This is a genomic window from Methylorubrum sp. SL192, assembly GCF_026672325.1.
GTDB classification, from domain to species: domain Bacteria; phylum Pseudomonadota; class Alphaproteobacteria; order Rhizobiales; family Beijerinckiaceae; genus Methylobacterium; species Methylobacterium extorquens.
In genome coordinates this window covers 4,115,582-4,133,140 of the sequence record NZ_JAPPQV010000003.1, presented here as the reverse complement: position 1 = coordinate 4,133,140, position 17,559 = coordinate 4,115,582, and the positions used below count along the sequence as shown (strand labels likewise).

Below are 17,559 nucleotides of genomic sequence, written 5' to 3'. Positions count from 1 at the left end.
TCGGGCCCTCCACCCATGGTCAGGAGGGGGAGGGGGTATGGAGCCGTCAATGCACGCCGCGGCCGGGCTTGTCACGCGCGCGGCGCGGCGTCCTTCCGCCAAGCGGCGGCAATGTCGAGGAAGTTACGCAGGATCTGCGTGCCGTGGTTCGAGAGGATGCTCTCGGGGTGGAACTGCACGCCGTGCACCGGCAGTTCGCGGTGCTGCAAGCCCATGATGAGCCCGTCGGCCTCCGCTGTCACCGCCAGATCCTGCGGGCAGCTCGCGCGGTCCACCACCAGCGAATGGTAGCGCGTGGCGGCAAAGCCCTCGTTGATGCCGCGGAACACACCCTTCGCCTCGTGGCGGATGGTGGAGACCTTGCCGTGCATGGGGGAGGGCGCACGCACCACGTCGCCGCCATAGGCCTGCCCGATGGTCTGGAGCCCGAGACACACGCCGAAGATCGGGATCTCGGAGCCCAGCTCCCGCACCACGTCGAGGCAGATGCCGGCCTCGTTCGGGGTGCAGGGCCCCGGCGAGAGCACGAGCGCGTCCGGCGCCCGCGCGCGGATGCCGGCGACATCGATTTGATCGTTGCGCACCACGTCGATCCGTCCGCAGAGCGGGCCGATCAGGTGGACGAGATTCCAAGTGAAGGAATCGTAGTTGTCGATGACGAGGACGTTGGACATGGCCGCCGGCTTTGCGGAGTTTCCCCGTCGATGTGACGGTTGATCGGGCCGGGGTCAACGGGTGCCCGGGGCGCACCACATCCCCCACACACGCTCGGTGGAACCGACGCGGCTGTGGGCATGACCGTGGCCGCAGCCGGTCGTTGCCCTAGGGCGGAGCAAGAGCCCACTCAACCAAAAAGCGAAAAAACCCGAGCGTGAAACCGCCTATTAAAATCCTCAACTTATCATTTGTTTGAATGACAAATTATCTCAAGCCGTGCTCGGAAACCGATGATGCGCAAACTCAATGATCTCAAGTTGCCCCTGAAGCTTGCGATCCCGATAGGCCTCCTGATCTGTCTGAGCGTCGGCCTCGTGCTCACGGCCAAATCCGGCATCGAGGGGACGCTGGAACGGGTGGCGCACCTCACGGACTACACCGTTCGCCGCCGCATCGCGGTCAGCGACTTCGATCGCGCGGTCAAGGAAGCGACGATTCACGAGAAGAACATCATCATCGAGACCGACCTCGCCGAGATGAAGACGTCGAAGGCGCTGTTCGACGCGAGCCGCGCGGAGATCTTTCGACAGATCGACAACATCCTCGCGGCGGCCGAGACGAGCGAGTTGCACAAGCGCTATGCGGAGACCCGCAGCGTGGTGAACACCTATCTCAGCGTGGTCGACAAGAGCATCGAACGCGCCCTGCAGGGCGATCAGAAGGGGGCGATTGCCATCTCCATCAGTGAGGGGCGGGCCGCACGCCGACGCCTCGAGGAGCGCCTCTCGTCCCACCTGAGCGTCAATGCGGCCAGCACCGAGACCACGATCCGGTCGGTGAAGCAGGAAGGGCGCGCGACCATGACGCGCCTCATCGTCGTCGCCGTCGTCGGTGTCGGTGTGCTGGCCTCGCTGGCGGGCCTGATCACCGTCTTCGGGATCGCGCGCCCGATCCGCCGGGCGGTTCAGGCGACTGAGCGGCTCGCGGCCGGCGACCTCGCCACGCCGGTGGATGACGTGGCGCGGCGCGACGAAGTCGGTGCTCTCAACCGGGCGCTTGCGGTGTTCAAGGATAGCGCTCTGGCCCGGCAGCGGCTCGAGGCCGAACAGACCCGTGAGACCAGGGCCAAGATGATGCGCGCCGAGCGGCTCGACGCGGTCACCCGCGCCTTCGAGACCGACGCCACCCGGATGACCAGCGGCCTCAACACGGCCGCCGCCGACATGGAGATGACCGCCCGCTCGATGAGCGGGATCGCCGACCAGACGACCACGCAGGCGATGGCGGCGTCCTCGACCGCGACGCAAACCGCGGCCAACGTCCAGACCGTCGCCGCCTCCACGGAGGAATTGTCGGCCTCAATTGCGGAGATCACGGCCCAGGTCGCCCAGTCCATCACCCTAATCGAGGCAGCGGTCGGTCGCGTCGCGGAGACCGACGCGACGATCCACGCCCTGAGCGAGACGGCCGAGCGCGTCGGCGCGGTCGTGGCCATGATCTCGGGGATCGCGGGTCAGACGAACCTGCTGGCGCTCAACGCCACGATCGAGGCAGCCCGCGCCGGGGAGGCCGGCCGCGGCTTCGCGGTCGTCGCTACGGAGGTGAAGGAGCTTGCCGCGCGAACCGGCGAGGCGACGGAGGAGGTCTCTGCCCAGATCGGCGCGATTCAAAACGCGACGAAGGCGGCTGTCGCCGCGATCCGCGCCATTGGCGGGCAGATCGCCGGCCTGGAGCAGGTCTCTTCCAGCATTGCCGCGGCCATGGAGGAGCAGGAGGCCGCGACCCGCGAGATCGCCCGAAACATTCAGGAGGCGGCGCGCGGCACCGAACACGTCACCGGCAGCGTCGCCGGCATGCGCCAAGGCGCGGGCGAGACCGGATCGGCGGCGACGCAGGTTCTCGACGCGGCCCGCCAGGTCGCCCGCGACTCCGAAGGGCTCGGCCGCACGGTCGCGAGCTTTCTCGCGGACGTGAAGGCGGCCTGAGGCTGCCGAGGCGCGGTCCCCACCACAGCGCGGGGGCTCACGCCCGGTTTCGTCGCAGCGCCTATTGCCCGCGCTTGGCCCGGCTCGCGAACTGCACCGCATCCTCCGCCGCGCGGAACAGGGCCTTGGCCTTGTTCACGCATTCCTGCTGCTCGGAGTGCGGATCGGAATCGTAGACGATGCCGGCGCCCGCCTGCACATGCATGCGGCCGTCCTTCACGATGGCCGTACGCAGGACGATGCAGGTGTCCATTTCGCCGCGCGCACCGAAATAGCCGATGCAGCCGCCATAGGGTCCGCGCTTCTCGCGCTCCAGCTCGTCGATGATCTCCATCGCCCGCACCTTCGGCGCGCCCGAGACGGTGCCCGCGGGAAAGCCGGCGGCCAGCGCCGAGAGCGCGTCGTGGCTCGGGTCGAGGTCGCCCTCGACGTTCGAGACGATGTGCATGACCTGGGAATAGTATTCGAGGAAGAACGAGTCGGTGACGGTGACGGTGCCGATCTTCGAGACGCGGCCGACATCGTTACGGCCGAGATCCAGCAGCATCAGGTGCTCGGAGCGCTCCTTCGGGTCGGACAGGAGTTCGTCGGCGAGCGCCCGGTCCTCGGCGGGCGTGGCGCCGCGGCGGCGCGTGCCGGCGATCGGGCGGATCGTCACCTTGCCCTCGCGCACCCGAACGAGGATCTCGGGGCTTGAGCAGACGATCTGAAACGCCTCGAAATCGAGGTAGCACAGGAACGGCGCCGGGTTGGTGCGGCGCAAGGAGCGGTAGAGCGCAAGCGCCGGCAGGGTGAAGGGCGCCTCGAAGCGCTGCGACAGCACCACCTGGAAGATGTCGCCCGCGACGATGTACTCCTTGGCCTTGGCCACCATGCCGAGGAACGCGTCCGGCTCGGTGTTCGAGACCGGGGAGGGCAGGGGAAGGCTCGAGACGTCGAGGCGCGCCTCGACCGGCAGCGGGCCTTCAAGGGCTTCCGCCACCCGGTCGAGCCGCGCCTGCGCGGCTTCCAGCGCGGCGCGGGCGCTTACGCCATTGGTCGGGCGCACGGGGGTGACAACGGTGAGCGCGTCGGCCACCGCGTCGAACACCACCATCACCCGCGGGCGCATCAGGATCGCGTCCGGCACGCCGAGCGGATCGGGGTTCGGCTCCGGCAGCCGCTCCATGGCGCGGACCATGTCGTAGCCGAGATAGCCGAACAGGCCGGCGGCCATCGGCGGCAGCGCCGCGCTTTCGGCATCATCCCCGACTGCGCTCTCGGCGATCAGCGCACGCAGCGAGGCGAGCGGCGCCCGCTCGTCGGCCACGAAGTCCGCGAGGCCAGCGTCGCGGGCGATCTCGGTGCGCCCGTCGCGGCAGCGCCAGATCAGGTCGGGGTCGAGCCCGATCATCGAGTAGCGCCCGCGCACCGCGCCGCCCTCGACCGATTCGAGCAGGAAGCCGGGGCCGGCATGAACCGCCTTCAGCTTGAGGAAGGCCGCGACCGGGGTCTCCAGATCGGCCACCAGGGTGAGGCCGAGCAGGCTTGCCCGTCCGGTCTCATAGGCGCGCGCTACGGCCTCGTGCGCAGGCTCGGTCATAGGGGGACCTCAGTACTCGCCGCCGAACGCCCGCCGCAGGGCGGTCTGGTTCACATTGACGCCGGCGCTCTTCTGCACCTCGGCGATGAACTCGCCGAGCACGTCGTCGGCGAGCGCCGTGCGCAGCGAGGTCACGAGCTGCCCGTCGCTCGGCGTGCCCGGCACGAAAGCCGGCATCGTGGCGGCCGTGACCTTGAACACCGCGCGTCCCTCGCCGGCGGGCGCCGAGGCCGCCTTGCCGACCGGGGTGGTGAAGATGCGCTCGACGATTTCGGTCGAGAGGTCGTCCTTCGCTTGGTTACGGCCGATCTCTGTGATCGTCTTCAGCGGCACGCCCGCCTCCTGCGCCACGGTCTCGATGGCCTCGCCCTTGTCGAGGCGCTCGGTCAGCTCCTTCGACTTGGCGACGAGGCGCTTCTCGATCTCGGCTGCGGTCCAGCCCTTCACCACCTCGTCGCGGACTTCCGCCAGCGGCTTCTCGTGCGAGGGGTCGATCTTGACGACGTCGTACCAGATCGCGCCCCCGGCCTTGGTGCGCAGCACCTCGGTGTCGTTGCCGACATCGGCGCGGAAGGCGGCCGGCAGCGTCGTCTCCTTGTCCGGAATGCCGGCGACCGGCTGGCCCGACGGGTCGTTGCCCTGCGCATCCACCGCCGGAATGCTCACCAGCGTCAGGCCCTGGTCCTTGGCGATCTCGGCCAGCGGCTTGGCGGAGGCGCGGGCATCCTCGATGGCGTCCTGCACCTTGTCGAAGCCGCCATCGCGCACGCGCTTCAGGGCGATTTCCTTGCGGATCTCGTCCTTGACCTCGTCGAACGGCTTGACCGTGCCCGGCTCGACGGCCGTGACGCGCAGGAGCACGGTGCCGAAGCGGCCCTTCACCGGCTCGCTCACCTTGCCCTGTTCCAGCGCGAAGGCGGCGTTACCCACCGCCGGATCGAACAGCTCGGCCTTCGTCATCGTGCCGAGATCGAGCTGTTTCGGGTTGAGGCCGCGGTCGGCGGCCACCGTCTCGAACGGCGTCTCGCCGCTCTCGATCTTGGTCCGCGCCTCCGCTGCAGCCGCCTCGTCGGGGAAGCTGATCTGCTGGATCGTGCGCCGCTCCGCCTTGCCGAACCGGCCGGGATTGGCGTCGTAGACCTTGCGGGCCTCGTCGTCGGACACCTCGTCGGGCTTCGCCAGCGCGGCGGGGTCGAGCACCAGCAGGTTGAGGCTGCGGTATTCGGGGGCTCGGAACGAGGCCTTGTTGTTCTCGTAGTAGACGTTGAGCGCCTCGTCGGTCGGGGCGGGGATCTCGCCCGCGGCGGAGGGCGCCAGCGTCAGTACGGCGGCGTCGCGGCGCTCGGTCGAGTAGCGGTGCACCGCCTCGCGGATCGCCTGGGGCACCGGCATCTCGGCGACGATCGCGTCGGCCAGTTGCAGGCGAGCGATGACCGAGCGCTGCTCGCGCACGAACATCGCCTCGTTCAGGCCCGCCCGCTGGAGCGTCTGGAAGAACAGCGCCCGGTCGAAGCTACCGTTGGCGTTCTTGAAGCTCGGCTCGTCCTGGATCGCCCGAAGCACCGTCGCATCGGAGACCGCGAGGCCGAGATCCGTGGTTTTCTGGTCGAGCGCCGCCTCGGTGATGAGCTGGGCCAGCACCTGCCGTTCCAGGCCCATCGCCCGCGCCTGATCCGGCGTCAGCGTCCGCTTGAGCTGCGCCTGATAGCGCTGGAGCTGGTTCTGGTAGGCGGTGCGGACCTCTTCGGCCGAGATCGGCGTCTTGCCGACGGTGGCGACGGCCGTGCTCGACCCGCCGCGGAAGAACTCCTCCACACCGAAGATCGCGACGCCCGCGATCAGGAAGGTGAAGATCACCGACAGCACGACCTTGCCGAGCCAATGCTGGCTGGCACTGCGAATGGACTGGAGCATCGGACGCCCGGGCCTAGATCTCTACGGTCCCTGCCCACACGGGCCGGGAACAAATTCGAGCCCCGCGATAGACGATCGGGACGGCGGCGCAAAGGGCATGTCGTCCGGGGGCATGGACGGGGGCGGGACGACCGCAAAGGTGGTTTGCGCGCCTAAGCTTGCTCTGCTAGGTCCGCCCTAGACGTTGTAAGTCCTCGAACGAGACACGGAGAACCGGGACGCCATGGCAAGCGAGGGACGCCGTCCGCTGGTTGCCGGCAACTGGAAGATGAACGGTCTGCTCTCCTCGGTCCCGACCGTCGAGGCGATCCGTGACGGGCTCTCGCCGGCGCTCGCGGACAAGATCGACGTGCTGATCTGCCCGCCCGCGACGCTGATCTCCTCCTGCGTGGCGGCGGTCTACGGCTCCGTCGTCGCCATCGGCGGCCAGAACCTGCACGCCCGGCCGAGCGGTGCCTTCACCGGTTCGATCTCGGCGGAGATGTTCGCCGATCTCGGCGCCACCTACGTCATCGTCGGCCATTCCGAGCGGCGCGCCTACCATTACGAGACCGATGACGGCGTCCACGCCAAGGCGCTGGGCGCCCGGCGCGCGGGCCTGCGCGGCATCATCTGCGTCGGCGAGACGATGGAGGAGCGCCAGCAGGGCCGGGCGCTCGACATCGTGCGCGCGCAGCTCGCCATCGGCCTGCCGAAGGGTGCCACCGGCGCCGACACCGTGATCGCCTACGAGCCGGTCTGGGCGATCGGCTCGGGCCGCACGCCGACGGCGACGGAGATCGCCGAGGTCCACGTCTCCTTGCGCGAGATGCTCGACAAGCTCGTCGGCGAGGAGGCGCACAAGATCCGCATCCTCTACGGCGGCTCGGTGAAGCCCTCGAACGCCCGCGAACTGATGGCGGTGGAGAACGTCGACGGCGCGCTGGTCGGCGGCGCCAGCCTCGTGGCGGAGGACTTTCTGGGGATCTGCCGCGCTTACGAGGGGTGAGCCTTTCTCGGTCGAGCCGCGCCGCCGGCATCATCGGGCCGGGGCTGCTCGGCACCCGGCTGCTTCTATCGGCGGCCGGAACGATCCCCGTACTCCTGACGACCACGGCAGCGCGGGGCGCGGCGATCACGGCGCCGGGCGGATGTCGGCTGACCGTCGATGTCCCCAAGGGTTTTTCGGCCCAGCCATATGGCGAGAGCATCGTCCTGCGCCCCATCGGGCAGGAGCGCCGGCGCAGCGTGTTCGAGATCAGGCTGACGCCCGGACACGGCAGAGACGCGACCGCCCTGACGGAGCGCCGGCCGCTCGGTGGAACGATCGCCCGTTACCGGATGACACGCGAAACCGGGGGATCGGGCGGCGAGGAGACGGCGCTCATCGCCGAGGTCCAGCGTATAGGCGGTGTCATCCGTCTCGAAGCGTCGGTGCAGCGAGACGATGGCGCCGAGCCGGATTTCGAACCGGCATGGTCGGCTCTTGCGACGGCGCGCTGCACCGAGATCCGCTGAGCCGCCGACCTGCCCGTCCGCTATAGCGCCTCGGGACCGCTCAGAACGCTGCCGAAATGATGCCGCCAGAGCTTGGCCCCCAGTGAGGCCGAACGGTCGAGGGACGATCCGACGCTGAGCCATGGCAGCAGGGTCGGGCGCAGCCCGACATCGAACAACATGAAGCCGGCGGCGAGGCAGCAGGTCTCCGCCTGCACGCCGCAGACGAGGACGCGCTCGACGTCGAGCGCCTTGAAGTGATCGATCAGCGCGGGCGGCGGCAGGTAGCCGTGCTTGACGAAAACCCGGTCGGCCGGGACGAGCGGCGCCTCATCCACGGGCGGCGCCCAGCCGAGCTGCGCCCTGAACGGCGTCACCGCCTCGTCGTGCTGCTCGACGGTCGCCACCGTGTGCAGCGTCCGGCTCAGCGCGGTGATGCCCGCGACGATCGTGTCCGGCACGCGGAAGCTCGCCTGGACATCGACGATGAGGAGAGCCTGCCGCATGGAACGCGCTAGGTCCGCGGTTAGTCCGCCCGGGCCGGCGCCTTGGCCACCGCCTCCTTGGTGCGCTCGATCATCGAGAGCACCGCGACGTAGAAGGCCTGCTGCAACGGGCTCATCGCGTCCGGCCGGATCCGGTCCGAGAGTGCGGCCTGCAGCGCATCCATCGCCTGCGCCCGCCCCGCCGGGTCGGGCCGCTCCAGGGCGATCCGCAGGAGGTCGCCCTGGACGGCCTCCATCTCCTCGCGGTCGGCGCGGTCGATGAAGGCGGCGAACCGCCCGGCTTCGTGCTGAAAATCGCTCATTTTCGACTCCTCGCACGGGCCATGGCCCTATGACCATGCTCCTGCGGCGTTTTTCCCAGGCGCCGTCTCCATGCGGGCGAGCGGCATTTCCCGATGCCTCGGCTCAACCTTCGTGTTGACCGCGCGTTCGCCGCGCGAGGCGTTTGTCCCGCCCGCTTGCGTAAAGGCCGGTTGGCGCGGGTGGGCAAACGGTGTAGGAGCCCCCACTTCGTGCAGCGGATACGCGGGCGCGCTGCTTTTGCGCGCGACCTTTAGTCCGGCACACCGACAGCGTCCGCGCGAGTGGGCACCGGAATCGCAATGCAGACCGTCCTCATCGTCGTCCACCTCATCATCGTGCTGGCGCTCATCGCCGTGGTGCTGCTGCAGCGCTCGGAGGGCGGGCTCGGGCTCGGCGGTGGCGGCGGGGGCGGCGTCTCCGGCTTCATGACCGGCCGCGGCCAGGCGAACGCGCTGACTCGCGCGACCGCGATCCTCGCCGCCCTGTTCTTCACCACCAGCATCGCGCTGGCGATCTTGGCCCACCGCACCGCCGCGCCTCGCTCGATCCTCGACGAGGCCGGAACGCCGCAGGGCCAGACGCAGCAGACCGACAAGCCGGTGAACGCGGACAACCTGCTCGACACGCTGCGCAGCGGCAGCCCGAGCCAGGGCGGCCAGCCCGCCTCGGTTCCCACCGACGCACCGGCCAAGCCGGCAACCCCGGCGCCCGCTCCGAACACCCCGCCGGCCGCACCGGCGACGCCGGACGCGCCGCAATCGCGCTGAGCGCGATGCGACGCAGCCGCACCATCTGCGGATAAGAGCCTTGCGGCCGGCGCATCGGCCGCGGGGACGTGAAAGACGAATTCCACAACGGCATGAGGGGCATCGCCCCGTGCCGCCTCCCGCGTGGCCGGCGGGGTGCGGCAACCGTTGCGGTTTGGCGAATCGCTTGAGCCCCTTTATGGACCAGAGCCCATGACGCGGTACGTTTTCATCACCGGCGGCGTGGTTTCCTCCCTGGGCAAGGGCCTCGCCTCCGCCGCCCTCGCGGCTTTGCTCCAAGCCCGCGGATACCGCGTGCGCCTGCGCAAGCTCGACCCCTATCTCAACGTCGATCCGGGCACGATGAGCCCGACCCAGCACGGCGAGGTGTTCGTCACCGACGACGGCGCCGAGACCGACCTGGATCTGGGCCATTACGAGCGCTTCACCGGCCTGCCGGCCTCGCGCGCCGACAACGTGACCACGGGGCGGATCTACCTCGACATCATCACCAAGGAGCGGCGCGGCGACTATCTCGGCGCCACGATCCAGGTGATCCCGCACGTCACCAACGCCATCAAGGCGTTCGTGCTCGACGGCAATGACGATTACGACTTCGTTCTGGTCGAGATCGGAGGCACGGTCGGCGACATCGAGGGCCTGCCGTTCTTCGAGGCGATCCGCCAGATCGGCCAGGAGCGCCCGCGCGGCAGCGTCTGCTACCTGCACCTCACGCTGCTGCCCTACATCCCGTCCGCCGGCGAATTGAAGACCAAGCCGACGCAGCACTCCGTGAAGGAGCTGCGCTCCATCGGCATCCAGCCCGACATCCTGCTCTGCCGCTGCGACCGTCCGATCCCGCAGGACGAGCGGCGCAAGCTCGGCCTGTTCTGCAACGTGCGGGAAAGCGCGGTCATCGAGGCGCGCGACGTCGACACGATCTACGCCGTGCCACTCTCCTACCGCGAGGCGGGACTCGACCGGGAGATCCTGGCGCATTTCCAGATGGAGCCGGAGACCGAGCCGAAGCTCGACCGCTGGCAGAACATCCTCGAGCGGGTGCGCAACCCCGAGGGCGAGGTCACCATCGCCATCGTCGGCAAGTATACGGGGCTGAAGGACGCCTACAAGTCGCTCACCGAGGCGCTGACCCACGGTGGCATCGCCAACAACGTGCGCGTCAACCTCGAATGGATCGAGGCGGAGGTGTTCGAGCGCGAGGACCCGGCGCCCTTCCTGGAAGGCCTGCACGGCATCCTCGTGCCCGGCGGCTTCGGCCAGCGCGGCGCCGAGGGCAAGATCCGCGCGGCCCGCTACGCCCGCGAGCGTAACATCCCCTATTTCGGCATCTGCTTCGGCATGCAGATGGCGGTGATCGAGGCGGCGCGCTCGCTCGCCGGGATCGAGGGGGCCAACTCCACCGAGTTCGGCGCGACCGCGGAGCCCGTGGTCGGCCTCCTCACCGAGTGGATGCGCGGCAACGAGTTGGAGCGGCGCGCGGCCGAGAGCGATCTCGGCGGCACCATGCGGCTCGGCGCCTACAAGGCGACGCTCGGCGCGGACACCAAGATCGCGCAGATGTACGGAGGCACAGAGATCTCGGAGCGCCACCGTCATCGTTACGAGGTTAACATGGCCTATCGCGCCTGCCTGGAGGCCAAGGGCCTGCGCTTCTCCGGCACCTCGCCGGACGGGCTCCTGCCCGAGACGGTTGAACACGAGGGCCACCCGTGGTTCATCGGCGTGCAATTCCACCCGGAGTTGAAGTCGCGCCCCTTCGAGCCGCACCCGCTGTTCAAGGGGTTCATCGCCGCCGCGATCGACCAGAGCCGCCTGGTGTGATCGAGAGAGGGACCCACGGTTGACGACGATCTCGGGCCTTCCGGCCTTTCTCGCCTACTTCGCCGTCTCCCTCGGGCTCACCGCCCTCTACCTCGTGACCTACCTCACCGCGACGGCGCACCGGGAAATCGCTCTGGTGCGCGAGGGCAACCTCGCCGCCGCGCTCGCTCTCGGAGGCAGCCTTCTCGGCTACTCCATCCCGCTCTCAGCCGCAGTGCGCTACGCCGGCTCGCTGCTCGACTGCATCGTCTGGGGGCTCGTTGCCCTTGTGGTGCAGGTCGCGATCTACTGGCTGATGCGGCCACTGCTGCCGAACCTGTCGCGGCGGATCGACGAGGGCCAAACGGCGCCCGCTGTCCTGCTCGGAGCCGCCTCCCTGGCGGGCGGCCTCGTGAACGCCGCCTGCATGAGCTACTAACGCCGTGGCGGACGACCGCGAGGCTCGGGCCGATTTCGGCCGCCGAAGGCCGCTTGAGCCTGCTCCGGCCGTCACACCGCCCGACACGGCCGCGAGCAAACGCTCGCAGACCGTCTCGACTGTGCTGGTCGCAAGCGCGGGCCTCGCAGCACTCGGCCTTGGCTCTCTCGAGCGGACTGCGCCGTCGAAAGACGTCCTCGTCTACGTCGACGCGGCCGCCTGCGCCGCCGACGGCATTCGCCCGGCCGAAGAGTGCCGCAGCGACTATGCCACCGCCCGTGCGGCCTATCCGTCGACCGCGCCACACTATGATTCGACGGCGGAGTGCGAAGAGCACCACGGGTCGTCGCATTGCCTGCCGGATCCGAACACGCCGCCGCAATCCGTCCCCCGCATGGCGGGCTTCCTGCTCGGTCGTCGCGCCTCCGATTGGGTGACACCCGAACCCGTTTACGAGCACCGCCAGGGTCACGGCGGTCATCACGGAAGTTACTGCACCGGGTCGGGCGGCAAGGTCTCCACCGGAGGCGGAGGCCACGCCTCCTCGGCGACGCTCAAGCCCGCCGCTGCGAAAGCGACACAGTTCGGCGGCTTCGGCAGCAGCGGCAAGAGCTTCTCGTCCTTCGGCGGCACCTGATGCGCCGCTTCGCCTGCGGAGAGCGGCCCGGCTGGCGGGAGGTCGCGGGGGACGCGGGCTTTGCCTTCCACACCATCGACGGCGAACCCTACTGGGACGAGAGCCACGCCTACGCCTTCACGCTGGCCGAGATCGAAGACGACATCGAAGGACCGAGCGCCGAGCTGCACGCGCTCTGCCTCGATTTTGCGGCCGAGGCGGTGGCGGACGAGCGCATCCTCGCCTCGCTCGCGATTCCCGAACCGGTCTGGGACACGGTTCGGGCGAGCTGGGACCGGCGCGATCCGAGCCTCTACGGACGCCTCGATTTCTCCTACGGCGGCACGGGGCCAGCCAAGCTCCTCGAATACAACGCCGACACCCCGACCGCCCTCTACGAAACCGCCGTGTTCCAGTGGCTCTGGCTCGAACAGGGGTTGAAGGAAGGGCGCCTTCCTGCGGGCAGCGACCAGTTCAACGCACTCCACGAACGGCTGATTGCGCGTCTCGCCGAGATCGCGCCGCCCGGCCTCATCGCCTTCGCCGCCGATACGAGCGGTCCGGAAGACCTCGGCACCGCCGGCTACCTTCAGGATTGCGCGGTCCAGGCCGGCTGCGCGACGATTCTGCTCGACCTCGCCCAGATCGGGCTGCGGGCGGACGGCGCCTTCTGCGGGCCGGACGAGCAGTCCTTCGCCGCCCTGTTCAAGCTCTACCCCTGGGAATGGGCGTTCCAGGACGCGTTCGGTTCGGCGGTCGCGGCCTCGCCGACGCGGTTCCTCGAGCCACCCTGGAAGATGGTGCTCTCCAACAAGGGCCTGCTCGTCCATCTCTGGGCCCGCGAGCCCGGCCACCCGAACCTGCTGCCGGCCTTCTTCGAGCCCGATCCCGCCTGCGCGAGCCTGGGCGACGCCTATGTGCGCAAGCCGCTGCTCTCGCGGGAGGGCGCCAATGTTGAGATCTTTTCCGATGGGGCCCGCGTCGCCGGAGTGGATGGGCCCTACGGTGGGAACGGCTTCATCCGGCAGGGGCTGGCCGAGCTGCCCTGCTTCGACGGCCGCCGGCCGCTCCTCGGCGCCTGGATCATCGGAGATGCGCCGGCCGGTCTCTGCATCCGCGAATCCGACGGCCCGATCACCGGCGACGGCGCGCTGTTCGTGCCGCACCTGATAGAGCCGGGCTGACGCCGCTCACGAAAAAGGGGCCGGATCGGCTCCGGCCCCCTCGCTTGCGGTACAGCTCGCGTGAGCAGGAACTCGCGTTAGCGGCCCGCGGCGCTGTTGCCGCCGCCGGCGCTGCCCGCGCCACCGCCCATGGTGCCGCCCGGTGCGTTGCCGGTCGTGGCGCCGGGGGCCATGGTGCCGGTCGAGCCGGTGGTTGCGCCCGCGGGGCTGCCGTTCGTCGGCCGCATGCTGTTGCCGGTGTTGTTCCGCACCGGGCTGGCACTGTCCGTGGTGCCCCCGGTGCCGCCCTTGCCGGTGCTCGACTGGGCGAAGGCCGCCCCGGAGACGGCGAGGGTCAGCGCGGCGGCAAGCGCGATCGGCTTGGCGATCATCTTGGTCGGCATGGTTCTTTCCTTCCCTGATATCGGGTGTGGAAAGCGAACCCGCCGCCGCCGGCATGGTTCAGCGCGAATTTCCTAAGCCGTCGCGCGATCCGTGGGTCCGGCGGCCGCGACGCCACGTCCGCACTGCCTTAGGGGCAGCAGACCCTATATGGTGCGATGCCGTGACCGAGATCCTGTTCTACCACCTCCAGCGCCAGCCCCTCGAAAAGGTGCTGCCCAGCCTCGTCGAGAAGTCGCTGGAGCGCGGCTGGCAGGCGGCCATCCAGGCGGTGAGCGAGGAGCGGCTTCAGGCGCTCGACGACGGCCTCTGGACCTATACCGACGAGAGCTTCCTGCCCCACGGCACGGACCGTGACACGGACGCGGCGAGCCAGCCCGTGGTGCTGACCCTGCGCGAGACCAATCCCAACGGCGCCTCGATCCGTTTCCTCGTGGAGGGCGCGGAACTGCCGGAGGATGCGGAGAGCTACCAGCGGATCTGCATCCTGTTCGACGGCACCGACACCGAAGCGCTGCTGCACGCCCGCGAGCAATGGCGAGGCGCCAAGGCCGCCGGCCATGCCATCGCCTACTGGCAGCAGGACGAGGGCGGGCGCTGGACCAAGAAGGCGTGAGATCAATGCGTCGTCCGATGGGAAGGCGCGACAACACGCATGACCAATCGCCCGAGGATCGCGAGAGACCGATGACGCAAGCCTTCTCCCTCTCCCCCCGTGCCGGAACGGCCCGGCTCTGCCTGGCCGGCCTCCTCTCCCTCTATGTGGGATTGGGGCCGGTGCTCGCCCAGCACGGCCCGGCGCCCGGCGACGGTCCCGGCCAAGCGCAGGGGAGGGGAACGGCGCAGGGCCAGCCGCGCAAGGCGCCGGAAGGCCGCCGTCTGCCGCCGGACGCGACCACCGAGCACAGCATCGAAGGGCCGAACGGCCGCGCGCTCGCCTTCACCGCCACCGCCGGAAGCCTCGCGCTGGTGGACGAGGAGGGCAAGCTCCAGTCCGAGATCGCCTTCATCGCCTACACCAAGGCGGGCAAGCCGGAGGAGGCCGCCGCCCGACCGATCACCTTCGGCGTCAATGGCGGACCGGGCGCGGCCTCGGCCTATCTCAATATCGGTGCGATCGGCCCCTGGCGCCTGCCGACCGACGGCCCCTCGATCAGCCCGTCGCAGACGATCGCGCTGCAGCCGAACCCGGCCACCTGGCTCGATTTCACCGATCTCGTCTTCATCGATCCCGTCGGCACCGGCTACAGCCGCGCGGCGGACGGCGACGGCAAGAAGTACTGGAGCGTCGATGCGGATGCCTCGGTGCTCGCCGCGGCCATCGCCCGCTATCTCCGCCAGAACGACCGCCTCGCCTCGCCGAAATTCTTCGTCGGCGAGAGCTATGGCGGCTTCCGCGGGCCGCTGATCGCGCAGAAGCTTCAGCAGGATGTCGGCGTCGGCCTCTCGGGCCTCGTGCTGCTCTCCCCCGTGCTCGACTTCGCGTGGCTACAGCCGCCCCGCACCACGCCGTGGGGGTTTGTCACCAAACTCCCCTCGTTTGCCGCCGCGGCGCTGGAGCGCGCGGGCACGACGCCGAGCCGCGAACTCATGAAGGAGGCCGAGGCCTACGCGTCCGGCGCCTATCTCACCGATCTTCTGAAAGGCCCATCCGACCGGGCGGCGGTGGCGCGGCTCGCCGAGAAGGTCTCGGCGTTGACCGGCCTCGATCCGGAGACCGTGCGCCGCCAGGCCGGGCGGCTCACCACGCACAGCTACCAGCGCGAGATCGGGCGCGATGCCGGCCGTGTCGCCTCGGCCTACGACACCGGCGTGACCGGCTGGGACCCGGACCCGACCGCGCCGCAATCGAACTTCGAGGATCCGGTGCTCGACGCATTGCAGGCGCCGCTCACCACCGCCATGGTGCAGCTCTATCAGGGCCGCCTCAACTGGCGTGTCGAGAACATGCGCTACGAGCTGCTCAACGGCGCGGTCAACCGCGGCTGGACCTGGGGCTCGGGCCGCTCGGCGCCGGAAGCGATGGGAGCCCTGAAGGACGCGCTGGCGCTCGACGGGCGGATGCGGGTGCTCGTCGCCCACGGCTTCACCGACCTGGTGACGCCCTACTTCACCTCGAAGATGCTGCTGGACCAGGTGCCGGTCTACGGCTCGCCTGACCGCCTCAAGCTCTCGGTTTATCCCGGCGGCCACATGTTCTACACGCGGCCGGATTCGCGCAACGCCTTCCACGACGACGCCGCCGACCTGTTCGCCCGAGCGCTGGAGACCCGCTCCGACGGGAGCGCGAAGGGCGGAGGCGCGTCGGGCGCGACCATGCCGGAGAAGAGACCGACGCCTTGAGACTGCTTCTGGGACTTCTGCCCGCCCTGCTGCTGGCGGGCTGCAACACCGCCGAGCGCCGCGAACCGATCCCGCCGCCGCCACCACCGAGCGCGGTGCTGCCCGCGATCCCGTCGGCGCCGGCCGCCGCGCTCGGCCCCGTGCTCGACGGCAACGGCGCCTGCACCGGCCCTGCGCCGGGCACGGCCGCCGCCATCCAAACCGGCATCGGCGAATGCGATCTCGTGCGGCTCAAGGGCCGCCCGCCCACCGACGTCCTGGTCGGCGAGGGCCGTTCCGGCCGCGAGGTGCAGGTGCTCTACACCGAGCCCGGCGCCAAGGAGCTGTATTTCTTCGTGAACAACCGCCTCGATCGTATCGTTCGTTAACGCACGAACCAATTGGGCCCGTGCTTGCTTCCATCCGGACCGGGTCGGACCCGGAAGGTGGGACGAGCGATGGCACACGCGTACCGGTTCGGGATCGAGGAAGAGCTGTTCCTGGCCAACAGCCGCACCCGGGCGGCGCCCAGCGAGTCGGTCTCGGCCTTCCACAAGGCGGCGCGGAGCCGGCTGGAGGGCGTCGAGCGCGAGATGCTGGAGAGCCAAGCCGAGATCTGCTCCAAGCCCTCGGCGAGCTTCGATGAGACCCACGAGGCCCTGGCCAAGCTCCGCACCGGCCTGTGCGGCATCGGCCGCGAGCACGGCCTGAAGGTCTTCGCCGCCGGCACCCACCCGACCGCGATCTGGACCGACCAGCGCGAGACCGCCAAGGTCCGCTACCGCAAGATGATCGAGACGCTGCAGATGGTGGGCCGGCGCTCCATCGTCAGCGGCCTGCACGTCCATGTCGAGGTGCCCGAGCCGGACCAGCGCATCGACCTGATCAACCGGCTGATGCCGTTCCTGCCGGTGCTGCTCGCGCTCTCCACCTCCTCGCCCTTCTACGAGCGCCACCGCACCGGGCTCGCCGGCTACCGCCTGCGGGCCTATGCCGAACTGCCGCGCACCGGCCTGCCGGAACTGTTCGACGGGGCCGACGACTTCGAGCGCTACGTGCGGGTGATGACGCGGGCCGGTGCCGTCGAGGACGCGACCTATTTCTGGTGGCACATTCGCCCATCGATCCGCTACCCGACCCTGGAATTGCGGGTCGCCGACAGTTGCACCCGGCTCAAGGACACGCTGGCCATTGCCGCGCTCTACCGATGCCTCGTGCGGCTCTGCGTACGCCGGCCGGAGCTGAACGCCCGGCCGACAGGCGCCTCGCGTGGCTTCGTCATGGAGAACCTGTGGCGGGCGCAGCGCGACGGTGTTCACGCCGCCCTGATCGATGAGGCGGCGGAGGAGGCGGTGCCGGTGCGCCGCCTCGTCGAGCGCCTGCTCGATCTCGTAGCCGAGGATGCCGCGGCGTTGGGCTGCAACGCGCAGGCCGCGCACGCCCTTACCATAACCGAATGCGGCTCCAGCGCCGACGGGCAGATCCGGGCCTACGAGGCCTCGCTCGCCGCGGGCGGCAGCGAGCGCAAGGCGCTGTCCGGCGTCATCGACTGGCTCGCCCGCGAGACCGCGAACTGCGAGGCGTGACGGCGCGCCTCCGGCTCCGCCAGGAACATCGAACGCCCGCT

18 protein-coding genes are annotated in these 17,559 nt (G+C 69.6%); 12 read left to right on the top strand and 6 right to left on the bottom strand.

Translation table 11 applies throughout. The annotated features are described in order from the left end of the window. Positions 1-71 precede the first annotated feature (71 nt). Positions 72-674 (bottom strand): anthranilate synthase component II, encoded by a 603-nt coding sequence (locus tag OVA30_RS19915; protein WP_003602152.1) that lies wholly within the window; start codon positions 672-674, stop codon positions 72-74. A 273-nt stretch (positions 675-947) separates the two neighbouring features. Between OVA30_RS19915 and OVA30_RS19910 the strand changes: the two genes are divergently transcribed. After that, on the top strand, positions 948-2,642 hold the full coding sequence (locus OVA30_RS19910) for a methyl-accepting chemotaxis protein (RefSeq protein ID WP_442786114.1): 1,695 nt from the start codon (positions 948-950) through the stop codon (positions 2,640-2,642). A gap of 61 nt (positions 2,643-2,703) precedes the next feature. Here the strand turns inward: OVA30_RS19910 and trpE are convergent, their stop codons facing one another. Together trpE and OVA30_RS19900 are read right to left on the bottom strand one after the other, a co-directional pair. Then, on the bottom strand, positions 2,704-4,224 hold the full coding sequence (gene trpE / locus OVA30_RS19905; RefSeq protein WP_268176539.1) for an anthranilate synthase component I: 1,521 nt from the start codon (positions 4,222-4,224) through the stop codon (positions 2,704-2,706). 9 nt (positions 4,225-4,233) lie between these two features. After that, positions 4,234-6,138 (bottom strand): peptidylprolyl isomerase, encoded by a 1,905-nt coding sequence (locus tag OVA30_RS19900; protein WP_268176538.1) that lies wholly within the window; start codon positions 6,136-6,138, stop codon positions 4,234-4,236. Between the two features lie 223 nt (positions 6,139-6,361). On the opposite strand from OVA30_RS19900, the gene tpiA reads away from it, so the two are divergent. Both tpiA and OVA30_RS19890 read left to right on the top strand, forming a co-directional pair. Next, entirely contained in the window at positions 6,362-7,126 is a 765-nt protein-coding gene (gene tpiA, locus OVA30_RS19895) for a triose-phosphate isomerase (protein ID WP_268176537.1), read from the top strand. Continuing rightward, positions 7,123-7,635 (top strand): Tsi3 family protein, encoded by a 513-nt coding sequence (locus tag OVA30_RS19890; protein WP_268176536.1) that lies wholly within the window; start codon positions 7,123-7,125, stop codon positions 7,633-7,635. Before tpiA ends, OVA30_RS19890 begins: the two co-directional genes overlap by 4 nt. Positions 7,636-7,655: 20 nt before the next feature. Here the strand turns inward: OVA30_RS19890 and OVA30_RS19885 are convergent, their stop codons facing one another. Next, complete coding sequence (locus OVA30_RS19885) at positions 7,656-8,120, bottom strand: isochorismatase family protein (RefSeq protein WP_268176534.1); 465 nt, start codon at positions 8,118-8,120, stop codon at positions 7,656-7,658. A gap of 20 nt (positions 8,121-8,140) precedes the next feature. Then, a complete protein-coding gene (locus OVA30_RS19880; RefSeq protein ID WP_015824704.1) occupies positions 8,141-8,422 on the bottom strand; it encodes a hypothetical protein in 282 nt (93 codons plus the stop codon). Positions 8,423-8,722: 300 nt separating this feature from the next. Here OVA30_RS19880 and secG point away from each other — a divergent pair, with 300 nt between their 5' ends. The 5 genes from secG (at position 8,723) to OVA30_RS19855 (ending at position 13,229) form a co-directional block, all read left to right on the top strand. Further along, positions 8,723-9,190: a preprotein translocase subunit SecG gene (gene secG / locus OVA30_RS19875; RefSeq protein WP_003602137.1), complete on the top strand. Its 468-nt coding sequence runs from the start codon at positions 8,723-8,725 to the stop codon at positions 9,188-9,190. Positions 9,191-9,382: 192 nt separating this feature from the next. Beyond that, positions 9,383-11,011, top strand: coding sequence for a CTP synthase (locus tag OVA30_RS19870; RefSeq protein WP_015824703.1), 1,629 nt, complete (start codon positions 9,383-9,385; stop codon positions 11,009-11,011). Positions 11,012-11,030: 19 nt separating this feature from the next. Then, positions 11,031-11,429, top strand: coding sequence for a DUF350 domain-containing protein (locus OVA30_RS19865; RefSeq protein ID WP_012255714.1), 399 nt, complete (start codon positions 11,031-11,033; stop codon positions 11,427-11,429). Between the two features lie 4 nt (positions 11,430-11,433). After that, positions 11,434-12,066: a DUF1190 domain-containing protein gene (locus OVA30_RS19860; RefSeq protein ID WP_268176530.1), complete on the top strand. Its 633-nt coding sequence runs from the start codon at positions 11,434-11,436 to the stop codon at positions 12,064-12,066. Then, on the top strand, positions 12,066-13,229 hold the full coding sequence (locus OVA30_RS19855; RefSeq protein ID WP_268176529.1) for a glutathionylspermidine synthase family protein: 1,164 nt from the start codon (positions 12,066-12,068) through the stop codon (positions 13,227-13,229). The genes OVA30_RS19860 and OVA30_RS19855 overlap by 1 nt, the downstream gene beginning before the upstream one ends. A 77-nt stretch (positions 13,230-13,306) precedes the next feature. Here OVA30_RS19855 and OVA30_RS19850 read toward each other — a convergent pair whose 3' ends face one another. Continuing rightward, entirely contained in the window at positions 13,307-13,612 is a 306-nt protein-coding gene (locus tag OVA30_RS19850; RefSeq protein WP_056117112.1) for a hypothetical protein, read from the bottom strand. A gap of 161 nt (positions 13,613-13,773) precedes the next feature. Between OVA30_RS19850 and OVA30_RS19845 the strand changes: the two genes are divergently transcribed. From OVA30_RS19845 to OVA30_RS19830, 4 genes are all read left to right on the top strand, one after another. Next, a complete protein-coding gene (locus OVA30_RS19845) occupies positions 13,774-14,226 on the top strand; it encodes a DNA polymerase III subunit chi (RefSeq protein WP_268176527.1) in 453 nt (150 codons plus the stop codon). 71 nt (positions 14,227-14,297) lie between these two features. Beyond that, on the top strand, positions 14,298-15,953 hold the full coding sequence (locus OVA30_RS19840) for a S10 family peptidase (RefSeq protein WP_442786113.1): 1,656 nt from the start codon (positions 14,298-14,300) through the stop codon (positions 15,951-15,953). Next, positions 15,950-16,321, top strand: coding sequence for a hypothetical protein (locus tag OVA30_RS19835; RefSeq protein ID WP_012255708.1), 372 nt, complete (start codon positions 15,950-15,952; stop codon positions 16,319-16,321). Before OVA30_RS19840 ends, OVA30_RS19835 begins: the two co-directional genes overlap by 4 nt. A gap of 69 nt (positions 16,322-16,390) precedes the next feature. Next, a complete protein-coding gene (locus tag OVA30_RS19830) occupies positions 16,391-17,518 on the top strand; it encodes a carboxylate-amine ligase (RefSeq protein WP_268176523.1) in 1,128 nt (375 codons plus the stop codon). The last annotated feature ends 41 nt before the right edge of the window (positions 17,519-17,559 follow it).